This window comes from Centipeda periodontii DSM 2778 (assembly GCF_000213975.1).
GTDB classification, from domain to species: domain Bacteria; phylum Bacillota; class Negativicutes; order Selenomonadales; family Selenomonadaceae; genus Centipeda; species Centipeda periodontii.
In genome coordinates this window covers 2,550,130-2,575,453 of record NZ_GL892076.1, presented here as the reverse complement: position 1 = coordinate 2,575,453, position 25,324 = coordinate 2,550,130, and the positions used below count along the sequence as shown (strand labels likewise).

At 48.9% G+C, this 25,324-nt stretch carries 22 protein-coding genes and 1 other RNA gene; 21 read left to right on the top strand and 2 right to left on the bottom strand.

What is annotated here, in order from left to right; genetic code table 11:
- Positions 1-21: 21 nt before the first annotated feature.
- From HMPREF9081_RS11855 to HMPREF9081_RS11770, 18 genes are all read left to right on the top strand, one after another.
- Positions 22-1,128, top strand: a complete 1,107-nt coding sequence (locus HMPREF9081_RS11855; protein ID WP_167535623.1) for a class I SAM-dependent methyltransferase — start codon at positions 22-24, stop codon at positions 1,126-1,128.
- Positions 1,129-1,152: 24 nt separating this feature from the next.
- The gene (locus HMPREF9081_RS11850; RefSeq protein ID WP_006307644.1) at positions 1,153-2,637 is read left to right on the top strand and encodes a glycosyltransferase family 2 protein; all 1,485 of its coding nucleotides are present in this window, start codon (positions 1,153-1,155) and stop codon (positions 2,635-2,637) included.
- A 94-nt stretch (positions 2,638-2,731) separates the two neighbouring features.
- Entirely contained in the window at positions 2,732-3,283 is a 552-nt protein-coding gene (locus HMPREF9081_RS11845) for a D-sedoheptulose-7-phosphate isomerase (protein WP_245529900.1), read from the top strand.
- Between the two features lie 8 nt (positions 3,284-3,291).
- Positions 3,292-4,290: an SDR family oxidoreductase gene (locus HMPREF9081_RS11840; protein WP_006307642.1), complete on the top strand. Its 999-nt coding sequence runs from the start codon at positions 3,292-3,294 to the stop codon at positions 4,288-4,290.
- 23 nt (positions 4,291-4,313) lie between these two features.
- Positions 4,314-5,858 carry a PfkB family carbohydrate kinase gene (locus tag HMPREF9081_RS11835; protein ID WP_040395206.1) on the top strand — a complete coding sequence of 515 codons (1,545 nt, stop codon included), beginning with the start codon at positions 4,314-4,316 and terminating at the stop codon, positions 5,856-5,858.
- Positions 5,859-5,883: 25 nt separating this feature from the next.
- Entirely contained in the window at positions 5,884-7,032 is a 1,149-nt protein-coding gene (locus HMPREF9081_RS11830; RefSeq protein ID WP_040395205.1) for an FkbM family methyltransferase, read from the top strand.
- 75 nt (positions 7,033-7,107) lie between these two features.
- Positions 7,108-8,184 carry a radical SAM/SPASM domain-containing protein gene (locus HMPREF9081_RS11825; RefSeq protein ID WP_006307639.1) on the top strand — a complete coding sequence of 359 codons (1,077 nt, stop codon included), beginning with the start codon at positions 7,108-7,110 and terminating at the stop codon, positions 8,182-8,184.
- Positions 8,185-8,197: 13 nt separating this feature from the next.
- Complete coding sequence (locus tag HMPREF9081_RS11820) at positions 8,198-9,031, top strand: transketolase (RefSeq protein ID WP_006307638.1); 834 nt, start codon at positions 8,198-8,200, stop codon at positions 9,029-9,031.
- Positions 9,028-9,945: a transketolase family protein gene (locus tag HMPREF9081_RS11815; RefSeq protein WP_006307637.1), complete on the top strand. Its 918-nt coding sequence runs from the start codon at positions 9,028-9,030 to the stop codon at positions 9,943-9,945. The genes HMPREF9081_RS11820 and HMPREF9081_RS11815 overlap by 4 nt, the downstream gene beginning before the upstream one ends.
- Before the next feature lie 2 nt (positions 9,946-9,947).
- Positions 9,948-10,859, top strand: coding sequence for a sugar nucleotide-binding protein (locus HMPREF9081_RS11810; RefSeq protein WP_006307636.1), 912 nt, complete (start codon positions 9,948-9,950; stop codon positions 10,857-10,859).
- A gap of 90 nt (positions 10,860-10,949) precedes the next feature.
- On the top strand, positions 10,950-12,572 hold the full coding sequence (locus tag HMPREF9081_RS11805) for a TIGR04372 family glycosyltransferase (protein ID WP_167535622.1): 1,623 nt from the start codon (positions 10,950-10,952) through the stop codon (positions 12,570-12,572).
- Between the two features lie 27 nt (positions 12,573-12,599).
- Positions 12,600-14,642 carry a hypothetical protein gene (locus tag HMPREF9081_RS11800; protein ID WP_006307634.1) on the top strand — a complete coding sequence of 681 codons (2,043 nt, stop codon included), beginning with the start codon at positions 12,600-12,602 and terminating at the stop codon, positions 14,640-14,642.
- Positions 14,639-15,694 carry a class I SAM-dependent methyltransferase gene (locus HMPREF9081_RS12830; protein ID WP_006307633.1) on the top strand — a complete coding sequence of 352 codons (1,056 nt, stop codon included), beginning with the start codon at positions 14,639-14,641 and terminating at the stop codon, positions 15,692-15,694. The genes HMPREF9081_RS11800 and HMPREF9081_RS12830 overlap by 4 nt, the downstream gene beginning before the upstream one ends.
- 18 nt (positions 15,695-15,712) lie before the next feature.
- Entirely contained in the window at positions 15,713-17,257 is a 1,545-nt protein-coding gene (locus HMPREF9081_RS11790) for a glycosyltransferase WbsX family protein (RefSeq protein WP_006307632.1), read from the top strand.
- 43 nt (positions 17,258-17,300) lie between these two features.
- On the top strand, positions 17,301-18,476 hold the full coding sequence (locus tag HMPREF9081_RS12825) for a glycosyltransferase family 2 protein (protein WP_006307631.1): 1,176 nt from the start codon (positions 17,301-17,303) through the stop codon (positions 18,474-18,476).
- Positions 18,477-18,527: 51 nt separating this feature from the next.
- Positions 18,528-19,379: a LicD family protein gene (locus tag HMPREF9081_RS11780; protein ID WP_040395202.1), complete on the top strand. Its 852-nt coding sequence runs from the start codon at positions 18,528-18,530 to the stop codon at positions 19,377-19,379.
- Positions 19,361-20,461 carry a pyridoxal phosphate-dependent aminotransferase gene (locus HMPREF9081_RS11775; RefSeq protein WP_006307629.1) on the top strand — a complete coding sequence of 367 codons (1,101 nt, stop codon included), beginning with the start codon at positions 19,361-19,363 and terminating at the stop codon, positions 20,459-20,461. The genes HMPREF9081_RS11780 and HMPREF9081_RS11775 overlap by 19 nt, the downstream gene beginning before the upstream one ends.
- A 182-nt stretch (positions 20,462-20,643) precedes the next feature.
- Entirely contained in the window at positions 20,644-21,372 is a 729-nt protein-coding gene (locus HMPREF9081_RS11770) for a phosphocholine cytidylyltransferase family protein (protein WP_040395200.1), read from the top strand.
- A gap of 249 nt (positions 21,373-21,621) precedes the next feature.
- Here the strand turns inward: HMPREF9081_RS11770 and HMPREF9081_RS11765 are convergent, their stop codons facing one another.
- Together HMPREF9081_RS11765 and ssrA are read right to left on the bottom strand one after the other, a co-directional pair.
- Complete coding sequence (locus HMPREF9081_RS11765; RefSeq protein WP_006307626.1) at positions 21,622-22,473, bottom strand: Rpn family recombination-promoting nuclease/putative transposase; 852 nt, start codon at positions 22,471-22,473, stop codon at positions 21,622-21,624.
- A gap of 107 nt (positions 22,474-22,580) precedes the next feature.
- Positions 22,581-22,932: a transfer-messenger RNA gene (gene ssrA / locus HMPREF9081_RS13480) on the bottom strand.
- Between the two features lie 140 nt (positions 22,933-23,072).
- Here ssrA and lpxC point away from each other — a divergent pair.
- From lpxC to lpxA, 3 genes are all read left to right on the top strand, one after another.
- Complete coding sequence (lpxC, locus tag HMPREF9081_RS11760) at positions 23,073-23,897, top strand: UDP-3-O-acyl-N-acetylglucosamine deacetylase (RefSeq protein ID WP_040395199.1); 825 nt, start codon at positions 23,073-23,075, stop codon at positions 23,895-23,897.
- Between the two features lie 2 nt (positions 23,898-23,899).
- Entirely contained in the window at positions 23,900-24,340 is a 441-nt protein-coding gene (fabZ, locus tag HMPREF9081_RS11755; protein ID WP_006307623.1) for a 3-hydroxyacyl-ACP dehydratase FabZ, read from the top strand.
- A 167-nt stretch (positions 24,341-24,507) separates the two neighbouring features.
- Complete coding sequence (gene lpxA, locus HMPREF9081_RS11750) at positions 24,508-25,320, top strand: acyl-ACP--UDP-N-acetylglucosamine O-acyltransferase (RefSeq protein ID WP_006307619.1); 813 nt, start codon at positions 24,508-24,510, stop codon at positions 25,318-25,320.
- Positions 25,321-25,324: the final 4 nt, after the last annotated feature.

The window sequence follows — 25,324 nt, the reverse complement described above, 5'->3', positions numbered from 1 at the left end:
ACAGAGATGCATTTGATTGCTGTGAGAGAGAATGTGCCGATTCTTCAAAATGTCATTTGTGAGACGGATGCAAAAGCAAAAGCCTTTCCCGTAGGAAAAATTCAGCTTTTCCAATGCGCATCCTGTAAATTCGTAACAAATGCAGTATTTGATCAAGTTGCCTACGGTGAGGATTACGAGAACTATCAGGGGTGCTCTCGCTCGTTCTCAGAATATATGGATACACGAGCCAAACGCATTGCGGATTGTGCTGATACGTTGTCGGGCAGCACCCTCATCGTAGAAATCGGCTGCGGACAGGGCACGTTTCTGCAGCGTATTCTGCATTACATGAAAAAAGAGTGCGATGGGCTGGGCTTTGACCCCGCATATCGTGGCACTGCGACGGATGGATGCGTACGATATGTTTCAGAATATTTTGCGGGGGGGGTAATAAGGTCCTATATCAATCATCCCTATCAACATATTCTGCTTGTTTCACGTCATACCATAGAACATATAGCGGATCCGCATATGCTCGTGCGGGAGTGCGCTGCTGTCGATGCCGAGGACGTCCGATTGTTTTTGGAGACGCCAAATGTCCACTGGATTCTTGAGAATGTCGCATTTGAGGATATCGTCTACGAACATTGCAGCTTTTTTTCGCCGGAAGCCATCGTTGAACTTTTGAAGGAACATGACTTTACACCGACCTATTTCACGAATACGTTTGGTGGTCAGTATATGTGTATCGAGGCGAAGAAAATACGCTCTGTCCAGGTCAGTACTGAGTGGTATGCACAGCAGGAAAATCGGTTCAGTGTGGAGTGGCAGGAGCGTCTGCGGGCGTGGAATCGACAGGAGCGATCCGTTTTTGTCTGGGGAGCCGGTGCAAAAGGAGTTGCTTTTTTGAATTTGCTTGACCCTTCGGCTCATCTTGTTAAGGCTGTTATTGACATCAATCCACAGAAACAAGGACACTTTCTTGTCGGAACCGGTCATCGGATTGTATCCCCGGAAGTTCTGCAAACATGTCCCGAAGAAGTTGTCGTTATTGTTATGAACGAACAATATCGACAAGAAATCGAGAGGCAATGCGAGAGTATTTGTACGAAAGGAACGATTGTATTTCACACGTTGCACGCGTAATGTATAAATTGGGAGACACGACTGATGAAACGTCCATTTTTTTCGATTGTCATACCGACGAAGGCAAGGCTGCGTCTGGTGTGGATGACGATTCACTCTCTGCTCGCGCAGAGCTTTCGCGATTTTGAAATTATTGTGAGCGATAATGATTCCGTGCTCGATTGCAAAAAGTGTGTGCAAGCATTTTCGGATGAGCGGATTCGATATTATCATACCCCCAAAGACTTGTCTATGGCTGATAATTGGCGGTATGGAATATCGTTTGCGCGGGGAGAATATGTTGGATTCATACAGGATAAGATGTATTATTACACAGACTCCCTGCAAATTTTTTATGACCAAATCAAAGCGCATCATTTTCCCGCGACGGTGTTTTCAGGCGCGGATTTTGCGTATTTGTGTCATCAATCAGATCAGTATGAGGGAAGCGGTTTTATTCTTCGGCGGAAGGAGAGAACCGGGCGGACGCGCATCTTTTCCTCGGACGAAATGGTTGATTTTATTTTACGCTGGGGTGCCTGCGGGAATGAGCTTCTTTGGACTGCCTATGCCTCTATTATGGGAGGTGTTGTACATCGTAACGTCATTGATTCCATTGAGGATAAATATGGCACGTTTTTTCTTTCCGATGTCCCCGATTTCGGTCAGAATCTCATCATAGCAGCAATCGGGGAGAAGCATGTTGCTCTTTATGACAACCTGTCTGTCATGCACGCGGTTTCTCCCGAAAAGTCAAACGGAGCAAACTGCGCGCAAAAATACTCCTGTATGCGTGACTTCACCTCAGTTATGGCGCATGACTGCTGGAAACATGCAGTTTTGCCGGGGTATCATGCGACCAATCTGAATTTGGTTACGGGGGAGCATGGGTATCTGATCGACCGATGCGAGGAACTCCGTGGAAAGCGTACCAATCGATTAAATGCCCTGATTGGAATCAGTTTGCAAAAAACATTGTATGATCTGAATGATGCCCCCACAGAGCAAGAAGAGCAGATTTTCAAGGACGCCATTGAGGCACTTTCTGTAGAAGAAAAAAGGATTTACGAATCAAAACGGAAAGAGTACGCATCTCCTTATATGGAAAAAGGGGAACCATCGCTCAATATATTTAAAGAGAAGGCGGTGTGTCAATGTCACTATTATACCGATATGAAAAAATCTGTTTCGTGGAAATGGATTGCGTCGGTGGACACTTCTGTCAAGGAGTTTTGTCACGGAAAAAAAGTTTACTGCTATGGTGCGGGGGAATATGGAGAGAAGGTCTTTTTGTATTTGCAGCATCTCGGCATAGAAATTGAGGGCTTCCTTGTGTCAACGACGCCGGAAATATCGTCCCTGCATGACCGGTCGGTGCTTCCTGTCTGCCGCATAGAGGATTGGAGCGATACGTCTGTCATTTTGGGATTGGACTACGTACATCATGAAAGTGTGCGACAGTTATTGGAAGAGCATGGCTGCCGTAGCATATTTGGAGATCTTTATTATCCTGAACTGTTCAGAAGCTAAAGACGATGAAGGATGCTTATTCGTCCTAGAGATTCGTGAATCATGACCATAAGGGAATAACAAAGAGTAGGAACGAATGTTTAGGAGGGATACCATGAAACAGATTTTTACGCATCTTGATCAGACGGAATACACACGGACAGGAGGCGAAGGTGCATCGTATGCTGCGCTTTTGGAGCAGTTCTTTCTGGTAAAACGTGAGCGACGCATGGTGTATTTTATTGGCAATGGCGGCAGTGCCGGCATTGCTACGCATATGTCCGCAGATTTTCTCAAAAATGGTGGGATGCGGACACATAGTATGCTCGAACCGACAACCCTTACCTGTCTTGGAAATGATTTCGGCTATGATTTCGTCTTTAGCAGACAGCTCGAAATTATTGCGGACGAAGGCGATCTGCTCGTTGCCATATCCAGCTCCGGCAACTCCCCCAATATCGTAAATGCAACGCAGGTGGCGCGGGAAAAGGGATGCCAGATTGTGACATTTACGGGGTTCAAGGGCGACAACAAACTACGCGGCATGGGCGATATCAACGTATACGTTCCGTGCATGGAGTATGGTCCGGTCGAATCCATCCACAACATGATACTGCAACAGCTTGTTGACGACATCGTGGCGCGGGATGGCATGGGAATGAAGTGAGAAATGCTATGAAATCAATCGTAACGGGAGGGTGCGGCTTTATCGGGTCGCACATGGTAGACAGGCTTCTTGCGGAGGGGCATGAGGTCGTTGTCATTGATAACTGTTCGACGGGGCGGCGTGAGAACCTTGCACATCACGAGGGAGATGCACGACTTACCGTGATTGAGGCGGATATTTGCGATTCTGCGCGAATCATGCCGCTTTTTTCCGGTGCGGACTGGGTCTTCCATTTTGCGGCACTCGCTGACATCGTTCCATCCATTCAGCGACCGGAGGACTATTTTCATGCCAATGTGGACGGCACATTTGCCGTCCTGCAGGCGGCGAAGGCGGCAAATGTCAAGCGGTTTCTCTATACGGCATCCTCTTCGTGCTATGGCATCCCCGACCATTTCCCCACGGATGAGCAGGCGGAGATCCGCCCCGAATATCCGTATGCACTGACGAAGCGTCTCGGCGAAGAACTTGCCCTTCATTGGGCAAAGGTGTATCAACTGCCCGTCGTTTCTCTTTGCCTCTTCAATGTCTATGGACCGCGCTCACGCACATCGGGTACATATGGCGCGGTGTTTGGCGTGTTCCTCGGGCAGAAACTTGCCGGAAAGCCTTACACGGTCGTTGGGACGGGGGAGCAGACGCGCGATTTTACCTACGTGACGGACATTGTCGATGCGTTCTACACGGCGGCGCAGTCCGATATTGTCGGAGAGCGGTTTAACGTCGGAAGTGAGCACACCTACTCTGTGAATCGGTTGGTGGAACTCCTCGGCGGAAAAGAGGCAGAGGTTGTCCATATCCCGAAACGTCCCGGAGAACCGGATTGTACATGGGCAGATACGACAAAGATCGCCAAGATGCTCGACTGGCATCCGAAGGTTGCGTTGGAAGAGGGCGTCAAGCACATTTTAGCGAATATTGACTATTGGCGAGAGGCGCCTGTTTGGACAACGGAAACGATCGAAACGGCGACGAAGGACTGGTTCCGCTATCTTGGCAAGACATGATGACTACAGCAAAGGAGGGAAGTATGACGGCGGGTAAGATCGTGACGAGTGAAACCTTTGCCAAAGTACGTGAGACGCTGCGCGCACAAGGAAAGACGGTTGTCCTCTGCCATGGTGTGTTCGATCTTCTTCACTATGGTCACGTTGAACATTTGGAAGATGCTAAGCGTCAGGGCGATGTCCTTGTGGTATCGGTAACTGCCGGACGTTTTGTCAACAAGGGACCCGGACGCCCATATTTCAGTGATGCACAGCGAATGGCGTTCCTTGCAAGTCTTGCGGTCGTGGACTATGTACTGCTCTCCGAGAGCGTGACGGTGCATGACATTGTTCACTGCGTTCAGCCGGATGTCTATGCCAAGGGACAGGAATATGCGACAGCTGCGAACGATGTTACCGGGAACATCGGCTCCGAGCAGGAAATTGTCGAGCGCTATGGCGGACGGATTTACTTTACACAGGGCGCTGTCTACAGTTCGACAAAGCTTTTGAATACCTTTTTTTCTACGATGCCGGAGGAGGCACGAGAGGCAGCACTTGCGATAAAGTCACGCTATGGGGAAGATGTTTATGGGCAGATGCGTCAAATCGTTGAATCTTTTCGCGATGTGCGCGTGCTTGTGGTTGGGGATGTAATACTGGACAATTATATTTTCTGCAATGTGCAAGGCGTGACGATGAAAGATGCGACGCTTTCCGCTTTTTGTGACGGCGAAGAGATGTATGCGGGCGGCAGCCTTGCCATTGCGCGTCACCTTGCAAACTTTTCCGACCGTGTTACACTTCTTTCCATGATGGGAGAAGAGGCGGGGTATCGTGACTTTATCGCGGAAAAAATGCAGGGAGTTCATTTGGAGCTTCTTGAGGATGCTCATTTTGTTACGCCTTTGAAGCGACGGTATTTGAAGCATAACGCCGTTCGACAGGAATTTACCAAACTTTTCGCTGTGAATTATTTGCTGAAGCGCGGTCAGAGGAAGCGTTTTGACTATAGGGCTTTTCATGCAAGACTGGAACAGGAAGCAGGCAAATATGATGTTGTCGTCGTCTGCGATTACGGTCATGGCCTTTTGGATGAAACGTCGATTCGGATTTTGGAACGCAACGCGAAATTCCTCACAGTCAACTGTCAGACGAACAGCTCGAATTATGGAACGAATATCATCACAAAATATCAGCGTGCGGATGCCTTTGTTGTCGATGAACGAGAATTGCGTCTCGCATTCGGTCAGGCACTTACCCCAAGACATCATCTCCTGAAAAAACTGAGGGAACGTCTGCATTCTGCGATGGCGTGGGGAACGATCGGTGCGGACGGTGCCATCGGGCAGAAGGACGAGGAGGAAGTGCGTATCCCTGCACTTGTGCATAAGGTTAAGGACACCATCGGCGCAGGCGATGCTTTTTACGCACTGGCCGCGCTTTCTGCGGTCAAAAATGTGCCGATTGATATGGCAACTTTGCTGGCAAATACGTCGGGAGCCCTAAAGACAAACGTTGTCGGAAACAAAGAAGCAGTGCAGAAGGTGGATTTGTTAAAGTTCTTAGGGACAGTGCTCAACGTGTGAGGTGTCTACAAAGAGGGGGATGCTTATGTGTCAGAAGTATTTACAGGCAACATATGCCTTTCCGTATCATTTGATTCCAAGGGGTGCTTCTGTTATCCTGTATGGTTTTGGTGAGGTTGGACAGTCATACTATTCGCAGATTCGATCGGAGAAGTATTGCACCCTACATCAAGTGGTCGATGCGGGGACTCCGTTGTCTACCTTCTATAATGGTATCGTGAAGATTGACAAGAGGGAGTCTATTGATTTTACAGGAAGTGAGTATGTCGTTGTTGCGGTGGTAAACGACGCAATCCGTCAAGAAATTGTCCTGTGGCTCGAAGAGAAAGGGATACCCTCTGCGCAGATTATACATGAAAAACCGGAGAAATCTTCCATCCTTGGTACGTACCACATCTATCATCAGTATAAAACAGGGGATGCGTTTGATGCACATGAAAAGGAACTCATCAAAACTCTGCATCGGGCGATGCATGTGACAAATACAGACGGATCTGATTTTATTCGTGTCGGCGCGGATGGTGATGGCGGATACATCATGAAGAATATCTTTCGAAATCCAATTGCATATTCTTTCGGCATATGCGATGATGTTTCGTGGGACGCGGCGATGGCAGATAAAGGCTTTCAGGTATTCCAGTACGACCATACGATTCAAGACCTGCCCTATTATCGCGATGAATTTCATTATTTCAAATTAGGTGTGGCTGACGGCGCGACAGATACGGAAGAATTAAAGACTCTTGCGACGCTTATCCATCAAAATGGACATGAAGAAGAACAGCATATGATTCTAAAGATGGATGTAGAAGGTGCTGAGTGGGGGGTACTAGAATATACCAATAGACACACGCTGGAACAGTTCGACCAAATCGTCCTCGAATTTCATGAGATGGTGGATTTTGCATCCATGCCTCGCTATATAGCTTGCTTGAAGAGATTGCAGGAAACACACGCACTTGTTCATCTGCATGGTAATAATTTTGGTAATGTACTGTTCATCAACCAAAAGCCGTTCCCGGAAACGATGGAAGCACTTTTTATAAAGAAAGATTTGGTGAAAGAATCAGAAAAGGTGTTGCACCTCCCGCTGTTGGCAGATATGCCGAATGACCTGTCTTTAACCGAAATCGTATTGGGAGATTGGAATGAACCGAATTACTATGGGTTGTAGTATGGCGATGGGCTGCGGAGTGCGGGAAAGAGACGATAAATAGTACACATAGAATATCCATGGAGGGAATCGACATTGGGGAGTAATCCGTACAGTTCGCTGAAGATTTTTCACCACATGAAGGAGTTGGAGGCGATTGGTCGGGGCGAGCACATTGCCCCTTTTTATATACGATTAAAGCCAACCAATATCTGTAATCAGCACTGCGCCTATTGTACGTATGGTTCCGGTGATACAGAAGAGAAGACGGAAAATCGCGACGACATCAACCATCTGGATGTCATTCCTTGGGAGAAGATGCAGGAAATTATACAGGATATGGGGCAGATGGGTGTACGCGCAGTTACGTTCTCAGGCGGCGGAGAACCGCTTTTCTATCCGTATATTGCAGAAGCGGCGCAGATGATTCTGGATCAAGGCATGGATTTGTCCCTGATATCGAATGGCAGCCTTTTGCGGGGCGATACCGCAAAAGTGTTTTCTCATGCGAAGTGGGTACGTATCTCTTTCGATTCGCCGTATGAGGAGACCTACTGCAAGCTGCGCGGCGTCAACCCCGCCATGTTCCGGCGCGTCATCGAGAACATTCGGGACTTTGCGCGTATGAAGGATGCGGATTGCGTATTGGGCGTGAATTTTGTCATCAGCAAGACGAACGCTACACAGGTGTACGATGCTGCAAAACTTTTGAAAGAGCTTGGCGCAGACAATATCAAGTTTGCGGCGGTCATCGGAGTCGAGGGGGAGGATCATATTGCGATCAAGGACGATGTGATTGCACAGATTCACCGTGCGAAGACCGATTTTGAAGACGAGGGATTTCGGATCATCAACAATTATGAACAGGATTGGAGCAAAAAGAACAATGAGGGGCAATCATTCCCCGTTTGCTACACCTGCCGTCTGGTGACTGTCATCGCTGCGGATCAAAGAGTATATCTCTGCCACACAAGAGCGTATGATTCGAACGCCGTTGTCGGCAGTCTGAAGGAGCAGAGCTTCCGTACGATGTGGTTTTCCAAGGAGACTGCGGCACGATTGGTTGCACTGCGACCACAGGTGGATTGCAGGAACAGCTGTGTATATCAGGACCGCAACGAGGCAATTCGGTCGTATTTCGATGTCGATATGCGGCATGTGAACTTTATTTGACGAGGGGGGCATCATGGCATCTGTAAAGGAACTGGAGCGTATCGCGCATGAGATACGGATTGACATTCTAAAGATGTACTATCGTGCCGGCTGGGGTCATATGACGCCGGCGCTGTCCTGTGTCGAGATTTTCACGGCGCTTTATTTCGGCGGCGTCATGCGTATGGAACGGCGCTTTGAACATGATCATGACTGGGTCATTATGAGTAAGGGGCATGGGTGTGCGACGTGGTATTCCTGTCTTTCGCGGACAGGCTATTTCCCCCATGAAGATCTCAATGGGTTTTATCAGGCAGGGTCAAAGCTGGTTGGACTCGCAAGCTCCGGCGTGAATGGCGTTCCTTTGCCGACGGGCTCTTTGGGACACGGTATATGTTTTGCCACAGGAACGGCACTGGCAGCAAAACGCAAGGAGAATGCAGCGCGCACCTATGTCCTGCTCGGCGATGGGGAGTCGCAGGAGGGCTCTGTATGGGAGGCTGCCATGTTTGCCGGAGCGCATGGGCTGGATAACCTCTGCGTCATATTGGATCGCAACGGTCTGCAGGCGAGTGACCGGGTAGAAAACATCACACAGGATACGCCCATAAGAGAACGCTGGGAGGCGTTCGGATGGCATGTAGAGGAGTGTGAAGGTCATGATTTCCCTGCGCTTTTGCGATCCTTTTCTGCTGCAAAAGAGTATGCGGGAAGGCCGTCGCTTATCATTGCGCATACGACAAAGGGAAAGGGGATTTCCTTTGCCGAGGCGAAGGAGGACTGGCACAGCCGCGCGCCAAGGGGCGAGGAGTGGACACGTGCCTGTGAGGAACTGGGCATACGTGTAGAGGAGCTGGAGCGGATATGAGAGAGGCGAGTACGAATCTTGTCTATGAATTTGTCAAGAACGACGCGCGCGTCATGGCGCTCACCGCAGACGGCAGAAATGGTGTTTATGAGCGAATCCGGGCTGAGTTTCCTGCGCAATACATGGATTATGGCATTGCGGAGGCAAATATGGTTTCTTCTGCCGCGGGGCTTGCTGCCGGCGGCATGATTCCCTTTCTGTTTGGTACAACGAATTTCATTGCCATGCGTGCATTCGAATTCATCCGCAATGATGTGGCAATTCCGAATTACAACGTGAAGTTCCTCGGCATTTTCTCAGGACTTTCTCGTGGCGGCTGGGGGGCGACGCATCAGGGAACGGAAGAGGTCGCTCTTTTGCGCTGTCTGCCCAATCTCGTCGTCATCACACCCGCGACCCCCATCGAGGCGCGTGAGGCGACACGGTTCGCCTATGAGCACGACGGCCCCGTATACATCCGACTGGAAGCATCGGGAGAGCCGGAGTACCTGCCGGAGAACTATATGTTTGCAGTGGGCAAGGGACAGGAGATTCGTGCGGGGCATGATGTTACGCTGATCACGATGGGCGCGATTCTCGATGCGGCAATACAGGCGGCAGAGGAAGCAAAGCAAAGAGGGCTGTCGGTTCGTGTCCTCAATATGCCCACGCTGAAGCCGATCGATGCAAAACTCATCAAATCTGCTGCCAAAGAGACAAAAGGGGTATTGACGATGGAAGAACATGCCGTCGAAGGCGGACTTGGGAGTGCGGTTGCCGAAGTCTTGGCGGAAGCGGGGATAGCAACGCGGTTTTGCCGCTTGGGACTGCACGGCTGCGCGACGGGGTGCGGCAATCGGGATGAAATACGGGCGCTCAATCATATCAGCAAGGAAGATGTGATGCGCCGGATATGGAACATGATGGAGCAGTAGGAATGAAGCATTTACTGGTCGTCGGCGCATCGAGTTTTATCGGTGGAGAGATCTATCGTCAGGCAGAGGAGCAGGGGATTCACGTCATTGGCACGGCGACCAGACCGCAGAATCCCGCATGGTTTCCCTTTGATCTGGCAGAAGATGATATCACCGATGTCATTGCCGTCAGTGGACTGATGGATGCGCTGAGGCGCGGGGAAGAGGTACAGGCTGTCGTTACCGCATTCTACTGCGGCAATGAACGGACGGTGACGAACCTCCCGCTGGCGGAACGCATCAATCTTTGGGGCACACAGCGCATGCTGGATCGTTTTCATGCGCTTGGCATCCATACGCTGTGGTTTTCGACGGAGCACATCTTCAGCGGAAGAGACGGGCTCGCCCCCTATACGGAGGAAGCCTTATCGTGCCCCGTCTTCGCCTATGGCAGACACAAGGCGGAAATCGAGTGCTACATCAGGGAAAATATGCCGGAGATGCTCATCTATCGCCTCAGTCAGAACATAGATGTTCACCCTGTCGGCATCCAGATTCTCTCCGAGGTATATGAACGGCAGAAGACGGAGCGTCATTTCCGTTCCATCAAGGGACAGATCATCTCGCCAACGTATATCGGGGATACCGCAAAATGGGCGTTGGAAGGGCTGCGACGTCATCTCTCCGGCATCTATCACTGTGCAAATCCCGAGTATATGGAGCGCGCGGACTTTGTTCGTCGGTTCCTGAAGGCACTCGGCTCAGAGGCAACGGTCGAAGCAGTACCTGTGGAATACTTCAACTTCAAGGAAGGCAGACCGCTCGACACGCGCATGTCGATCGCGAAACTGCAAAAAGCGATTCCGGAGCTGTCCTTTCATTCGGTAGACTGGGTATTCGAAGAATTTATCAAGAGAGAGCAAAAAGTCGTATGATGGAATGTATGGAGAAAGAGGGATGAGGAAGAGCTTCTTTGAGATACCTTGCTCGTAGGATACGATTGTTCGGGAAGGGGGATGGATTATTTGGAACGGTTGAAGTCTATCGCGGCGTTTTGTATGCAGCATGATCGGATCTTTATCTATGGAGCCGGTGAATATGCACAGTGGCTGGCATGGTACCTTGGAGAAGAAAAACAATCCATCGCAGGCTATATTGTTTCTGACGGGGAATACATAGGGAAGCCGTCTATTGATGGTGTGGCTGTCTGTCATCTATCGGAGGTAGAGTTTTCTGATGGAGATGGAATATTCGTAGCTCTTTCCGAAAAATGGCAGAGGAAGGTTTGCGATTCCCTTTTGGCAAAAGGCATACATTCAACCGACTTATATTGCATTGGTGATCCGCTTTTTGTTGTACTTCAGACTTGGTGTGCTGTGGTTTGCAATCGTAGAGAAGAAAGGTTTTCTGAGTCGGAAACCTCCTGTTATGAAGCAAAATTTCATGCGATTTTGGGTGGACATCAGCATATCGAAGTCAAAAGAGGGTTCGGCTACAGTATCGGTGGAGCACTCTTGGAGCTGTTTTGTCAAAAAAAATATGATATGGCGGAGCATGCGTATACCTTATATGTTATTGCTACTAAAGAAGATCCGAGGAAAAACTATTTTTTACAGCCGAACGCATACTTTTATAACGTCTTTGATGATAAAAACTTCTGTTGTGTGCGGGAAGATAATCTGAAATTTTGGAAGTACATTTTTTTACACCATCCGGAAAAGCTCGCAGTCCATACGGACTATGGCTATGTTACGGATGTTATGGAGAAATCCATTGAGCGGATGCATCAAGGGGAGTTTCGCAATACGGAAGATGGTCTTATCCGCCTTGATAAGGATGAAAAAAGCGGTCGTGCAGCATTAGAAAAAATGGGTGTACATGGTGATTTTATCGCAATTTATGCGCGCGATGACGGGTATTATAAAAAGACTTGGTGTGCGCCGATGGACGAACCTCTCAGGATTATGGATCTTTATCGGAATTCGGATATTCGCACGTTTCTCTCTGCAGCAGAGTTCCTAAAAGACAGGGGCATTGCCTCTGTCCGTGTCGGTTCTTTTCCCGCATCTACCTTGCAGGTAGATGCTATTGTCGATTATGCGAAGGATTTTCATAGTGACTTTATGGATTTTTATCTGGCGAAGCATTGTAAATTCTTCCTCGGTGACCACAGCGGTGTAATATTCTTTCAGGTATTCTGGTCGAAACCTATGGTGATGATTAATTTGCCGAATATTACCGGCTATGCAGATGGCAGTTTTCCCTTTGTTCGGGAAAGAGATTTGGCGATTTATCATAAATTCTGGTCAAAAGAAAAGAACCGATTGCTGAACCTCAGTGAAATTCTTGAAATTGAGGATCTATCCGATCAGCCCTATGCTTATAGCGGAAATGTGCGTGTTATGGAGGAATACGATAAGTGTGGTATTGTTCCTATTCCCAATACGCCGGAGGAAATTCGAGCCGTCACGCAGGAAATGCTGGAGCGTCTTGACGGAAAACTCTCCTATACGGAGGAGGACGAGATGCTTCAGAGCAAATTCTGGGCAATATTGGAGCCGTATCTGAAGACCCGCCCGCGTGTGCTTTGGTATGATGCCAGAGTGGGGCGCGATTTTTTACGGGAAAATCCATGGATGACCTGTTGATCAGAAGATGGAAAGGGACGTGCCGATATGGATGCCTTTTGGGATCATTATACATGCATAGCAGTCTACGGCACGGGGACCTACGCAAAAGATTTTTTTCAGAATTACAGTGGAAACTCTCTTGCAGCGGTCTTTGATCGCGTGCGGAAGAATGGAGAATTTTGCGGATATCCGATTCGGGATATCAAGGATATCTCATCCATCGGCGTGGAGCTTGTCATCATTGCGGCGCCTCAGACCGTTGAAGAGATTATTTTTCGACGGATTGAGAGGCTTTGCGCACAAAATAATGTAGATGTTTTTGATGTCATGGGAAGAAATCTGAGGCAAACTACATTTGGTGTTGAATACAATGACAAGGCCTCGGCAACCTTTAATGATATTATCGCAGCAATTGACGCACATGATGTGATCAGCTTTGACATCTTTGATACGCTTATCATGCGGAAAACGTTATATCCGGAAGATGTATTCGAACTTGTGGCGTCACGAGGGGGGCGGAGTGGCATCAGCGTGGAGGAGTTTAAGGCAAATCGTGTCATGGCAGAGCTTTCCGTGCTGGATGAGGGCTGTCACACGCTGGATGCGATCTATGACAAGCTGCAGAAAACATATGGATTTACCGATGAGACACGAGCGTATTTGTTGAATACCGAGCTGGAAGCAGAGCGGGATGTCATTGTTGCGCGCAGCGCGGTGGTACGTGCATTTCGATATGCGATTCAGAAAAAGAAACTTGTATATTTGACGACAGATATGTATTTGCCGGAAGAATTTCTAAGAGCACTGCTATGCCATCATGGGATCGAAGGCTATGAAAAAATTATTATATCGGGATATGAAGGAACGACAAAGAGTCAAAATCTATTCGGAGTCTTACAAAACATTGCGTCGAGCGGAAAGATTCTACATGTTGGCGATAATAAACAAGTTGACTGTTTGACTGCACATCTTTATGGTATCGATACGTTCTGGGTGCCGTCAGCACTTGAGATATGGAGGATGAGAGACCCTTCTATAGGGCTTGAGATGTTCTTGACGGTCAATGACAGAACACTTCTTGGGACATATCTATCAAGATGTTTTCAAAATCCGTTTGCAAACGCAATGGAGGAAGCGGAAGAGGAATGGGGGATATATGACTTTGCATTTTCGTTTGCGGGACCGCTGTTGACGTGCTATATCCTTTGGCTGGTGCAAAAAGTACGCAATAAAGATTATGAGAAGTTGCTTTTTGTTGCAAGGGATGGATACCTTCCTATGAAGCTGTATCAGTGGTTCTGCAACAATACCGATAGGACGGAGGACTTACCTCCGGGGTGCTATTTCTATACCTCTCGAAGGGCGGCAATACGAGCGGGACTTTGCAAGCAGGATATCAAAAAGATAGCAAAACAGATGCCGGAAGGAGCTATCTTCTTTGAGGATGGGTGCATAGACAGCAATCGCTCTTTACAGGAATCCGAGGAACAATATCAAAATTTTGCTCTCTACCTAAAGCGGGAAGATATTAAGCAGAATGGGAAATACGCACTTGTTGATATTCTCTCATCAGGAACAAGCCAGTATTTTTTGCAAAATATCTTTGCGTGGAATATAGAGGGGTTAAATATGATATACTACATAGGTGAGATAGGAAAGATCAGAGAACCGCTTCGTATTTCTGCAATGTATCTTTTCCCTAAAAATCAATTAACAGCATTGCTTACCCCTGATAATAATAAGATTATGGAAACCATTTGTACCTCTTATGACGCAAGTGTTTCCGGCTATGGGGGGAATGGCGAGGTTGTGTTCACTGCGCTTGAAAAAGAAGATAGTGAAAAAATATGGCTAAAAAAAGCACAACAAGGGGTAATGGATTATTTTTCTGAGTTTATCGGAAAATACTATGTTCCGGAGCAGGGCTTTAATGTAAATATAGGAGCAGTTCTCTTTTTTCAACATGAAAGATTAAGCCAAGATGCTAAAAATCGCATCTTTGAAGGAAGCCGTTTCTATAATGATATTCTTTTGACGTCCTCTGCCGTGTTCTCGCATGATAGAGAAGAAGGAGTTCAAGCAAAGTGAAAAGCAGCAAAGAGATTTTTGAAATCATATATCCCGTTCGGCAGGAATTACTCGATTTTTGTCACGCACATAAGCGAATCTTTCTTTATGGTGCGGGAGAATGGGCAGAGCGTGTGTATGCGTACTTGGAGCATGAGGGAATTACACTGTCCGGTGTGGTCGCAACAGTTGCACAGGAAAGCAAATTCCATGGGTTTTCTATTATGCCGATTGCAAAGATGTCATTCGAAGAGGGAGATGGCGTACTGCTTGCCATGAAAGACTCTTATTGTCGTGAAGTGCTGCCTGTTTTGGAAAAAATGGGGATGGGGCAGGATGTCTTTTGTGCCGGCACGACGCGAAGTGTACCAAACGCCGCAGACTATCTTGACGGAACCACTGGAATGACGTTGAAATCCGGAAAATATTTCGCGTCGTTTGATGAGTTGGAAAAAATTGGTGCGGAAACGAAGACGGATAAAGCGGAAGTGCATCACGATTATCTGCGAAAATATGAGTTTTTCCTCCAGACATTCCGTGAACGCAAGATGATTTTGGTGGAGATGGGTGTTCTAAAAGGTAGCAGTCTGTCCATGTGGGGGAAGTATTTTCCTCAAGCTGAGGTTTATGGTATAGACATCGACCCCGCTTGCAAACAATATCAAGGCGAGAATCGTACGGTATGGATTCGAGATTTATCACTGGATACGACATTGCAGGAGATTGCGGAATTGCACCCGACGATTATCGTGGATGATGCGTCGCATTACTGGAGTCATCAGATACTGGCACTCTTTCGTCTGTTTCCTGCGCTTACTGCAGGTGGGGTGTATATTGTGGAGGATATTGAAACAAGCTTTTCTGCGTATGCGGGGATGGGATGCGATGATGCCGCCGTGTCTGCGTACGATGTGTTGAAGGTTGTTGCAGAGGTTGTCACAAGTCGGGAGCATTTGCGAGAGACAGACCTTTCTCCACAGCTAAAGAAGCTTTGTAATGACATTGAAGAGCTGGCTGCTGAAGTGGATTTGATCAGCTTTATTCATGGAAGCTGTATATTGGTGAAACGGTAATCGATAGGAGCAATGGTTATGAAGAAGCCGTCCTTAATCGCATTTTATTTGCCGCAGTTCCATGCCACTCCTGAAAATGACAGGTGGTGGGGGAAGGGGTTTACGGAATGGACGGCTGCTCGTGGGGCTAAGTCTCTTTTTGAAGGGCATAAGCAGCCGATCGTGCCGCTCGGCAAACGGTATTACAATTTGCTCGAAAAAGAAACGATGCAGTGGCAGGCGGATTTGGCAAAGAAGTACGGCATCGACGGGTTTTCCTTTTATCATTACTGGTTCAAGGACGGACGGCAGGTCTTGGAAAAGCCGGCAGAAAATCTGCTGCGGTGGAAAGAGATTGATATGCCGTTTTGCTTCAACTGGGCAAATGAATCATGGGCGCGTACGTGGAGTGCTATTGCACACGCATCTCCTTGGGCAGATCAATATGAGACGGATGAGCAAGATGACGATTCAGGGATGCTCATGGAGCAAAAGTACGGAAACGAATCTGCATGGCAAGAGCATATTCGGTATCTCTTTCCGTTTTTTCAGGACGCCCGATATATTCGCATGGATGGACGCCCCGTGTTCATGATTTATCATCCGGAGACCGTCTATTGCCTCTCGGATATGATTTGCTGCTGGAATGCATATTTGCGGGATCATGGTGATAAGGAGATTTACCTGATTACAGGGGTACATGATAGCGCAGTTCCGTTTGCAGGCTTAAAGAGTGCTTGCGATGCCTATTACATGGCTGACCCTGCGCCGCTTTGGCAATATCTTCCGTCAAAGCTTCTGGCAGGGGGGATACGCTATCATGATGCGGCGGTATACTGGGATGCGTTTTTCCGATTGGAGGCACCCAAAGATAGAAACGGGAAGCATATCTATGCCTCTGTCATGAATGGATATGATGATACGCCGCGCAGAGGGGAGGCCGGGGTCGTTGTGCCAAAGCTCTCGCCAAACGATTTTCAAGAGCAGATGCGAAAGACGGTCCGCATGGCAGCCAATCAAGGGCATCCGTTCCTCTTTTACAACGCTTGGAATGAGTGGGGCGAAGGAATGATCCTGGAACCGGATGAAGAATATGCGTATGCGTACCTTGAGGCGATACGCCAAGTCATGCGTGAGGAAGAAATGTTCGAAGGAGAAGCATCCGATGCTGCGGAGGAAGATCCGCGCCTCTCAACCGTTTCCTATGAGGCTGTAAGGAGCACGGAAGAAGCGCGTACGCTCTGTCGCTGGCTGGAGATCCGAGACGCCGGCAAGCGTGTGGCAGATTACCTCATAGCACAGAACGTAAGGAACATTGCCATTTACGGCTATGGCGACTTGGGCATACGTTTGAAAAAGGAACTGCAGGGTTCTGCTGTGACGGTCGACTACATCATCGACCGCTCCGTTTCCGCTCGCGATGTGGATTGCCCCACGTACCAGCTTTCTGAGCAGCTTCCGTCCGTGGATCTGATTGTTGTGACCGTGCACGGGTTGTATGCGGAGATATGGGAGGATATACGGAGGTATGTTGGGTATCCGATTTCCTCATTGGCACATATACTGTTTGAAATCGACGGATAGAAGATTGCAAGGTTAGATATCTGATTTTCTGGAGGATACCGCAGTGCTTGTTTCCATCATCATCCCTGTGTACAATGTGGAACAATATATAGAAAAGTGCTTGGACAGTGTGCTGGGACAGACGTATCGGGAACTTGATGTCATCTGTATCAACGACGGTTCGACAGACAACAGTCTTGCCGTGCTTCTCCGATATGAAGCACAGGATTCGCGCGTTCGTATCATCGACAAGGAAAATGGCGGCGTTGTCAGCGCACGTGAAGCGGGACTGCGTATCGCCAAGGGGGAATATACGACGTTTGTCGATGCGGACGACTGGATTGAGGCAGATGCCATTATGGAAATGGTTGCGGCAAATCGCGTGTATCAAGCGGATGTGGTGGCGTGTGGCTTTTGGAAGGAGCAGGGAGATGCTTCAAACGCAATTTTTAATGGAGTAGAGGCAGGGTATTACGCCCCCGCTTATTTACAGGAGCATCCGGAGGATTGGTTTTTTTCCTATACGACGTTTCGGGAACCGATCATCGGCAGTCTGTGTACAAAGCTGATTCGTACGAAGCTTATCCAAGCAGTACATAGGAAGCTTCCGCTTTCTATGGTGTACGGAGAGGATGTCGTTGCGGTGCTTTTGGTCTGCGCTTCGTGCAACGGCCTCTTGTCGATTCCGGGAGCATGGTATCATTATATTCACCGTGATGGTTCTGCGGCAAGGCAGCAGAGAGGCTTTCCAAAAGGAATGTATCGATCCATCTATCAGCTTTTAGAAACAGTGGTGGATGGATCCGTAGAGAGGAAGAAGTGCCTAGATGCGTATATGAAGATGCTTCTCTTGGAGCAGGAGTATGAAGCCTTTTCCTCCTATGGCATATTGTTTCCGTTTTCAAAGGTGTCGAAGGGCTGTCGTGTTTTCCTTTATGGCGCTGGTCTTTTTGGACGTATGGTGCATCGAGCGATTATGAGACATGCAGATTTGTCCCTCGCAGGGTGGACGGATCGGGCATGGCAGTCAGAAGCACTGCAGCAGCTTACACTTAATCCCTTGTCTGACCTTTACAAGGCTGAGTTTGATGTGCTTGTCCTTGCGCTTTTGAATGAATCCTTGTGCAGAGAGATCGCCTTTGATATGATTCAGAAGGGAATACCGGAGGAAAAAATTTGTTTTGTGGAGAATAAAATCATGCAGGAAGTGCCTCTTCCCGCATGGGTTACGTCGACATAAATTGTTGCTTTTATGAGACATATCGATTTGAGAAGAGGGGAGAAAGGCCCTATGAGGAAAAAGGGGATACCTCCGGAAATGTTGAAAAAGTTACAGCAGGAACTCCTGGATATTCTGTTGGAATTTGATCGCATTTGTAAGAAGTACAATATTCGCTATTATCTTTCCGATGGGACGCTGTTGGGGGCTGTGCGTCATCAAGGGTTTATCCCCTGGGATGACGATGTGGATATTGAAATCTTCCGTCCTGAATATGAACGTTTTCGTGAGGTGGCGAAAAAAGAGTGGGACGAACATGGGAGATACTATTTCCAAGATAGTACCACTGATCCGGACTATAACTGGCCGTATGGGAAGTTTCGGAAGGCAGGGACACGTGGGGTTCGTCCCAATCAAAAAGGTATGTTGAAGCGTGACGGCATCTTTATGGATGTATTCGCTATGGATGTGATGCCCTCTACACGTCCGGTGCAAAGCATCATGTATTTTCTTACGGCAGTGGCGAGGAAAATTCTATGGGCACCAATTGGGTGGCATATACTTCAAAATCCTTTTGAAAAAGCGGGATTCTTCCTGTTGCATCTGCTTCCTCGTAATGCGGCATTGGCGCTCCATCACTGGGTGTCGGGCTGGTATCGAGGAAAGGAAACGGAATGGATAGGAATCTTCAATACAGCGAGCACATCAAAGCACGGGTATGCCTATCGTAGGGAGTGGTATAAGGATGTGCGAGAGGTAAGCTTTGAGGGGCACATGCTTCCGATTCCTGTTGGTGCGGATGGAATTTTAAAGACAAAGTATTATGATTATTGGGTCTTGCCACCGGAAGAGAAGCGCTATGGCAATGCGGATTTTGTCTATATTGAATTTTCGGATGGCACGATATGGCAGCGGGACGAATAGTCCCGTGGGAAGATATAAAGGTGAAAACGATGTATGTAAATGAATTTATCAAGGACACGGAGCGTGTATTTCCACAAGAGGGAAGACGAGCATATCTTCGTTACGATATGAATGAGAATCCGGAAGGATTGCCGGCGTCTTTTGTGGAAATGGTGAAAAAAGAAATTACGCCGGAATTTTTATCTGTGTATCCGGAGCCTAGTGCATTTACGAAAAAGTATGCTTCCTACGTTGGGGTGAAAGAGGATCAGATTCTGGCGACCAATGGATCGGATATGGCGATACGGTATCTGTTAGAGACGTTTGGCGAGCGAGGCAAAGAGGTGGTAACGGTTGCACCGTCTTTTGAGATGTACTGGGTCAACTGTAAGATCTTGGGTTATCGTCACGTTCCCGTTGCTTATGAAAACGACCTGACGATGAAAGTGGAAAATATTCTTCATGCAATCAGTGAAAATACGCGGATTGTTGTTCTTTTAAATCCCAACAATCCGGTTGGCAATACCTATACACGAGAAGAAGCGGAATCCGTGATCCAAAAAGCAAAGGCGGTGGGTGCGCTCGTTATCATCGACGAGGCATATCATTATTTTTACGAGGGGACGTTCCTCGATCTTTTGCAAAAATATGATAATCTTGCTATTTTACGAACCTTCTCCAAGCTCTTTTCCATTGCCGCTTGCAGATTGGGCGTGATTATCGGTTCAAAAGAGATTATACACTACACGAAAAACGCAAAGCTGACGTTTGATGTCAACTCGATCGCACTTCTTTTTGGAGAACGGCTTCTCGATCATCCAGAGGTGGAAGTAGAGCTTATACGGCAGGAAAAAGAAGGCAAGGCGTTTGCTATGGAAGAACTCAAAAAGCAGGGATATTTCGTGCGGGATTGCAAGGGGAATTATATCTTTGTAGAACCGCGCAAGGATACGCACGATCTTGCCAAAGCTTTGGAAGACAGGCATAAGATCCTTGTCAAAACCTATGGAAATGGTCTTTTGCGCAAGTTCTTGCGAATTAGTGTAGGATCAAAGGAGGCGATGCAACGCTTTTTGGAAGCGTTTTTACCACTCGATGCATGAAAGGATAGAAGAAAGGAAACGCTGGACTACTTCTTTGTGTATCGGTATAATGGATAAAAGCCGGGCAGATGATTGTGACATTTTCGCATGGAAAGCATTGTCGATGAAGACGATGCGTCACGATGGAGAAGCCGGTGAAGAGATGAGAGCGGCAAACTGCCGCCGGAATAAGGGGGATGCATATGCCAGCGATTATCATGGCAGCCGGAGTCGGCAGCCGTATCAGCCGTCATGTCGATAAGCCGAAGTGCCTGCTTGAGATTGAGGGAAAGTCGATTCTGCGGAGAACAGTCGAGATGCTTGCGCACAATGGCGTGCAGTCGATCGTTGTGACGGGGTATCAGCATGCGCTGATTGAGGAGAACCTGAAAGGCGTTGATGTGACGCTGCTCAACAATCCATTCTTCCGTGTAACGAACAGTCTTGGCTCTCTTTGGTTTGCGCGGGACTACATTCGCGACGATGAGGAACTCTATCTGATGAATGCTGATGTGTTCTGGCAGCAGGATATTTTTGACATTCTAAAAGAGGAGGAGAGGGATGTTCTTCTCCTCGCGGATTCCTCCATTGCGCGGCTCGAGGGCGGCGATTATTTCTTCGGTGTCGCTGACAATAAGATTGTGAAATACGGCAAGGAGCTTGCACGGGAAATCCGTACCCATGAGTATGTGGGCGTCGGTCGTATCCGGTCCGCCTTTCTCCCACACTTCCGCAAGATGCTTCATACATTGATGGAGGCGGAACAGTACACTTCATGGTGGGAGGATGTACTTTATCAGCTGAGCACAGATTACGATGTCTTTGTGCGCGATGTGGCGGGGCATTTCTGGGCAGAGGTCGATTACATCGAGGACTATGAGCGGATTATGGCGTATATTTACGAGCGGAATGCAAAGGCGGCAGCGAAGTGAAGCTATTTACCGTCGGACCGGTTTCTATGACGGAGGAAGTGCGTGTGGAACGGGAAGGGGCGGTCGCGTACTGCTTCCCTAATCTATAAATCTATTGTAATAGGAAGCAAACCGGACGTAGAGTGGTGCTCTTTTGTACCACCAACGCAAAGAACCGTCGCACGTATAAGCGTGCGACGGTTCTTTGCGTTGGTGGCCAAACGGACATGGTAAATCCATCGGTTCAACTGTGGGCAGATAAAATATTTGTTACGAATCGTGTAGAAGAGCACGATATTTCTGTCGCTTTGAGGCAGAAATCTGAAGGGCATCCATTGCTTTTTCGGCAGAGAGATTCATGTTTTTCATGAGGGTTTTGAGGTTTTGCAGGGTCGCGAGCTCCATACCCTCATCGCGTGATGCGTGCATTGCACTGATATAGTCGCGTACAGCTTTCTCGCGCTGCTCGTACTGCCACCGCTCAATGTCGTCCTGCATGAAGATATGTTCTGCGTCCAATGCTTCACGGATTGCCGTTTCGCTCATTGCCAGTTCCTCCATTTCTTCATCGTTTAATTTGTTGGAAAAATATGCCATCCATTTTTCGAGCCGTTTTAATTCCTTGATGGATTTTACTTCGAACTTCGGAACTTCGATAAAGTGAATTTCGATGTCCTCTGTGAGGCGGTGTCCACTTTGGAGATCGTACAGTCCGTACATCGTATGTGGTTTCGGCTGTGGCAAGAGTATAAAATTGAGCAGATTGATGGTAATAGCACGGTTCAACCTCACATAATCTTCGCCCCTGTGAATCGACTGGTACATCTTTGCCCAATAATATAATGTGCGCTTTTCCATGTTGCGCCAGTTGACCAGCTGGACCTCGATATTGATGCGGCTTCCATCATTTGCAACTCCATAGAGGTCGAGCCGTGACAACTTGTCTTCTTCGAACTCCGGCTCCAAGTCGCGATCAATGAAGGTGATGTCCCTAAGTTCCTCCATATCGTTAAGGTCAAGTACTGCATTGAGAAAATTCAGCGTGATGCGTTTGCGCTCCTCACGTCCAAAGATGAATTTGAACAGATAGTCGTTTAGTGGATTGCAGTTTCGTCGCTTCATATGCGTACACTCCTTTTCATCATTATATGATAGTAGATGCAAAAAGGGAAGGGCTTGTCCTGCTTACATGCAAAAAGCCGCCCACATGGGCGGCTCATATTTCAAATTGGTGGAGATGAGGAGAATCGAACTCCTGTCCGAAGATAATACTACATGGATTTCTCCGAGCGCAGTCTGTGTTTTTGTTTAGGTGCAGCGTCGCCCGCAGACAAGCTACGACGCACCGATCACGATGAAGTTCCCGTGTGAGTTATCGTGCAGTGGCTCTCAGGTATCCCGCGTTTGACCCCTGACTCCATCCGTGCGGGAAACAGACGGAAAGGGGCTGGCTTAAGCCGCCAGAGCGTAGTCTTCGTTTGCTTTTATGTTTAGATAAAAGTTTCACCTTACTAACGGGGTGATGACCCCCCGGCTCGCTGTCCACATACTACCCATCCCCGTCGAGACCATTACATCCCCGATAATGGAAGCATATGTGCTTGTGCATATAATAGCAGATGCTGCGCGCTCTGTCAAATCGCGTTTTGTTTTTTCTTGCAAGATGGGAAAAATTTTAGTATCATGTAAACAGATTATTCAGTATCCGAGGAGGATAATACTTGCAAAGAGAGAGAACACTGGCTTCGCGTGTGGTCTACGATGGCATCGGGTTGCACTCGGGGAAGCCGGTACATATGGAACTCGCTCCGGCGGCGTCGGGGACGGGGATACAGTTTGCGCGCATAGATCTGCCGGAGGCGCTGCCCGTTGCCGCGACGGCGGCAAATGTGACGGCGACGCTCCGTGCGACGACAATCGCTGCGGGGACGCTGAAGTTCTTCACGATCGAGCATCTGATGAGTGCCCTGCACGTGCACGGCGTGGACAACTGCCTCGTGCTTCTCGATGCAGAGGAGCCGCCGGTGGTGGACGGCAGTGCGCGTACGTTCTTCCGTCTGATTGCGCAGGCAGGCACGGTGGAGCAGGATGCAGAGCGTCATGTGACGGTGATCGACCGCGTCTACCGTGTGGATGACGGCAGTCATTTCGTCATGGCATTGCCGTATGATGGGCTGCGTGTTTCGTTCACGTCGCTGAACGAGCATCCCCTGATCGGGGTGCAGTACTACGATATCGAGGTCACGCCCGAGGCGTATGAGAGGGAGATCGCACCCGCGCGCACGATCGCCTACGAAAAGGAGGTCGCAGCGCTGCAGGCGAACGGTCTCGGACTCGGCGGTTCGCTTGAGACGGTGATTGTCTACAACGATGAGGGGTGGATGAACCCGCTCAACTTCCCGAACGAGCTCGTGCGGCACAAGATTCTCGATGTGCTTGGGGACATCCGGCTTGCCGGGATCATTCGCGGTCATATCATTGCGGTTGCGTCGGGGCACGCGCTCAACACAGCGCTGGCGAAACAGATTGCAGAGGAGAGGAAATAAGCATGACTTTGGACATCAATGAGATTCAGAAGATTCTTCCGCATCGTCCACCGATGCTGCTCGTGGATCGGATTACGGAACTCGTGCCGTTCAAATCGGCGACGGGGATTAAGTGCGTGACGATGAACGAGCTGTTCTTCCTCGGACACTTCCCGGGGCATCCGATCATGCCCGGCGTTCTCCTTCTTGAGGGGATGGCGCAGGTCGGTGGTGTGACGATGCTCTATCCGGAGGAACATCGCGGAAAGCTCGCGCTTTTTGGCGGGATGGAGAATGTGAAGTTCAAGCGTCCCGTCGTGCCCGGCGATGTTGTCATGACGAAGGCGGAAATCGTGCGCGTGCGCGGCGTGTTCGGCGTACTGCATGCGGACGCCTATGTCGAGGGGGAACTCGTGGCATCCGCAGATTTCAAATTTGCATTGAAAGATGGAAACGAGCTCTAAAGATAGTGATAAATAGAGAGAAACCGGACATAATCCACCGTAAAAGAGGATTATTTGGCGATAATGGCTGATTTTCCGAGGTGAGAAACCAGCTCTTTTGTCGGATAGTAAGAGAGAGTGGAAAATGTCTGCCCTGAATCCGTTTGGGGCTGAAGGAGTTGAAATAGATGACAGGCAGCAGCAAGGTACTTGCCTACATCCATGAAACGGCGGTGATTGCGCCGACGGCGCGGATCGCAAAGAACGTGGAGATCGGTCCCTATGCGGTCATCTCGGATCATGTCCAAATCGGCGAGGGGACGAAGATCGGCCCGCACGTCGTGATTAAGGAGTGGACTCAGATCGGTCGGGATTGCCATATATTCCAAGGTGCATCCATCGGTGAGGTGCCGCAGGATCTGAAGTTCAAGGGTGAGAGGAGCTATACGTTCATCGGCGACCGCACGACGATCCGCGAGTGCGCGACGGTGCACCGCGCGACGGGCGAGGGCGAGGAGACACGCATCGGCGACGACTGCCTGCTCATGGCGTATACACACATCGCACATAACTGTGTTCTCGGCAACCGCATCATCATGAGCAATGCGGCGATGCTCGCGGGACACGCGATCGTTGAGGATGGCGTTGTCATCGGCGGCATGGCGGGTGTGCACCAGTTCGTGAAGATCGGACGCAATGCGATGATCGGAGGTACGTCGAAGCTCGTGCAGGATGTTGTGCCGTTCACGATGGTGGACGGGCATCCCGCGCGTGCGGTCGGGCTCAACAGCGTCGGCATTTCGCGTGCGGGCATTCCGATCGACGTGCGCCGCCGCATTAAACAGGCGTATAAGATTCTCTATCGTTCGGGGCTGAACCTTACGCAGGCGATTGCGGTCATCGAGCAAGAGGTGGACGCCTGCGAGGAGATCGATCATCTCCTGCGTTTCCTCCGCAACGCGGAGCGCGGAATCTGTCGCGAACGTCATGAGGATGAGTGAGGGA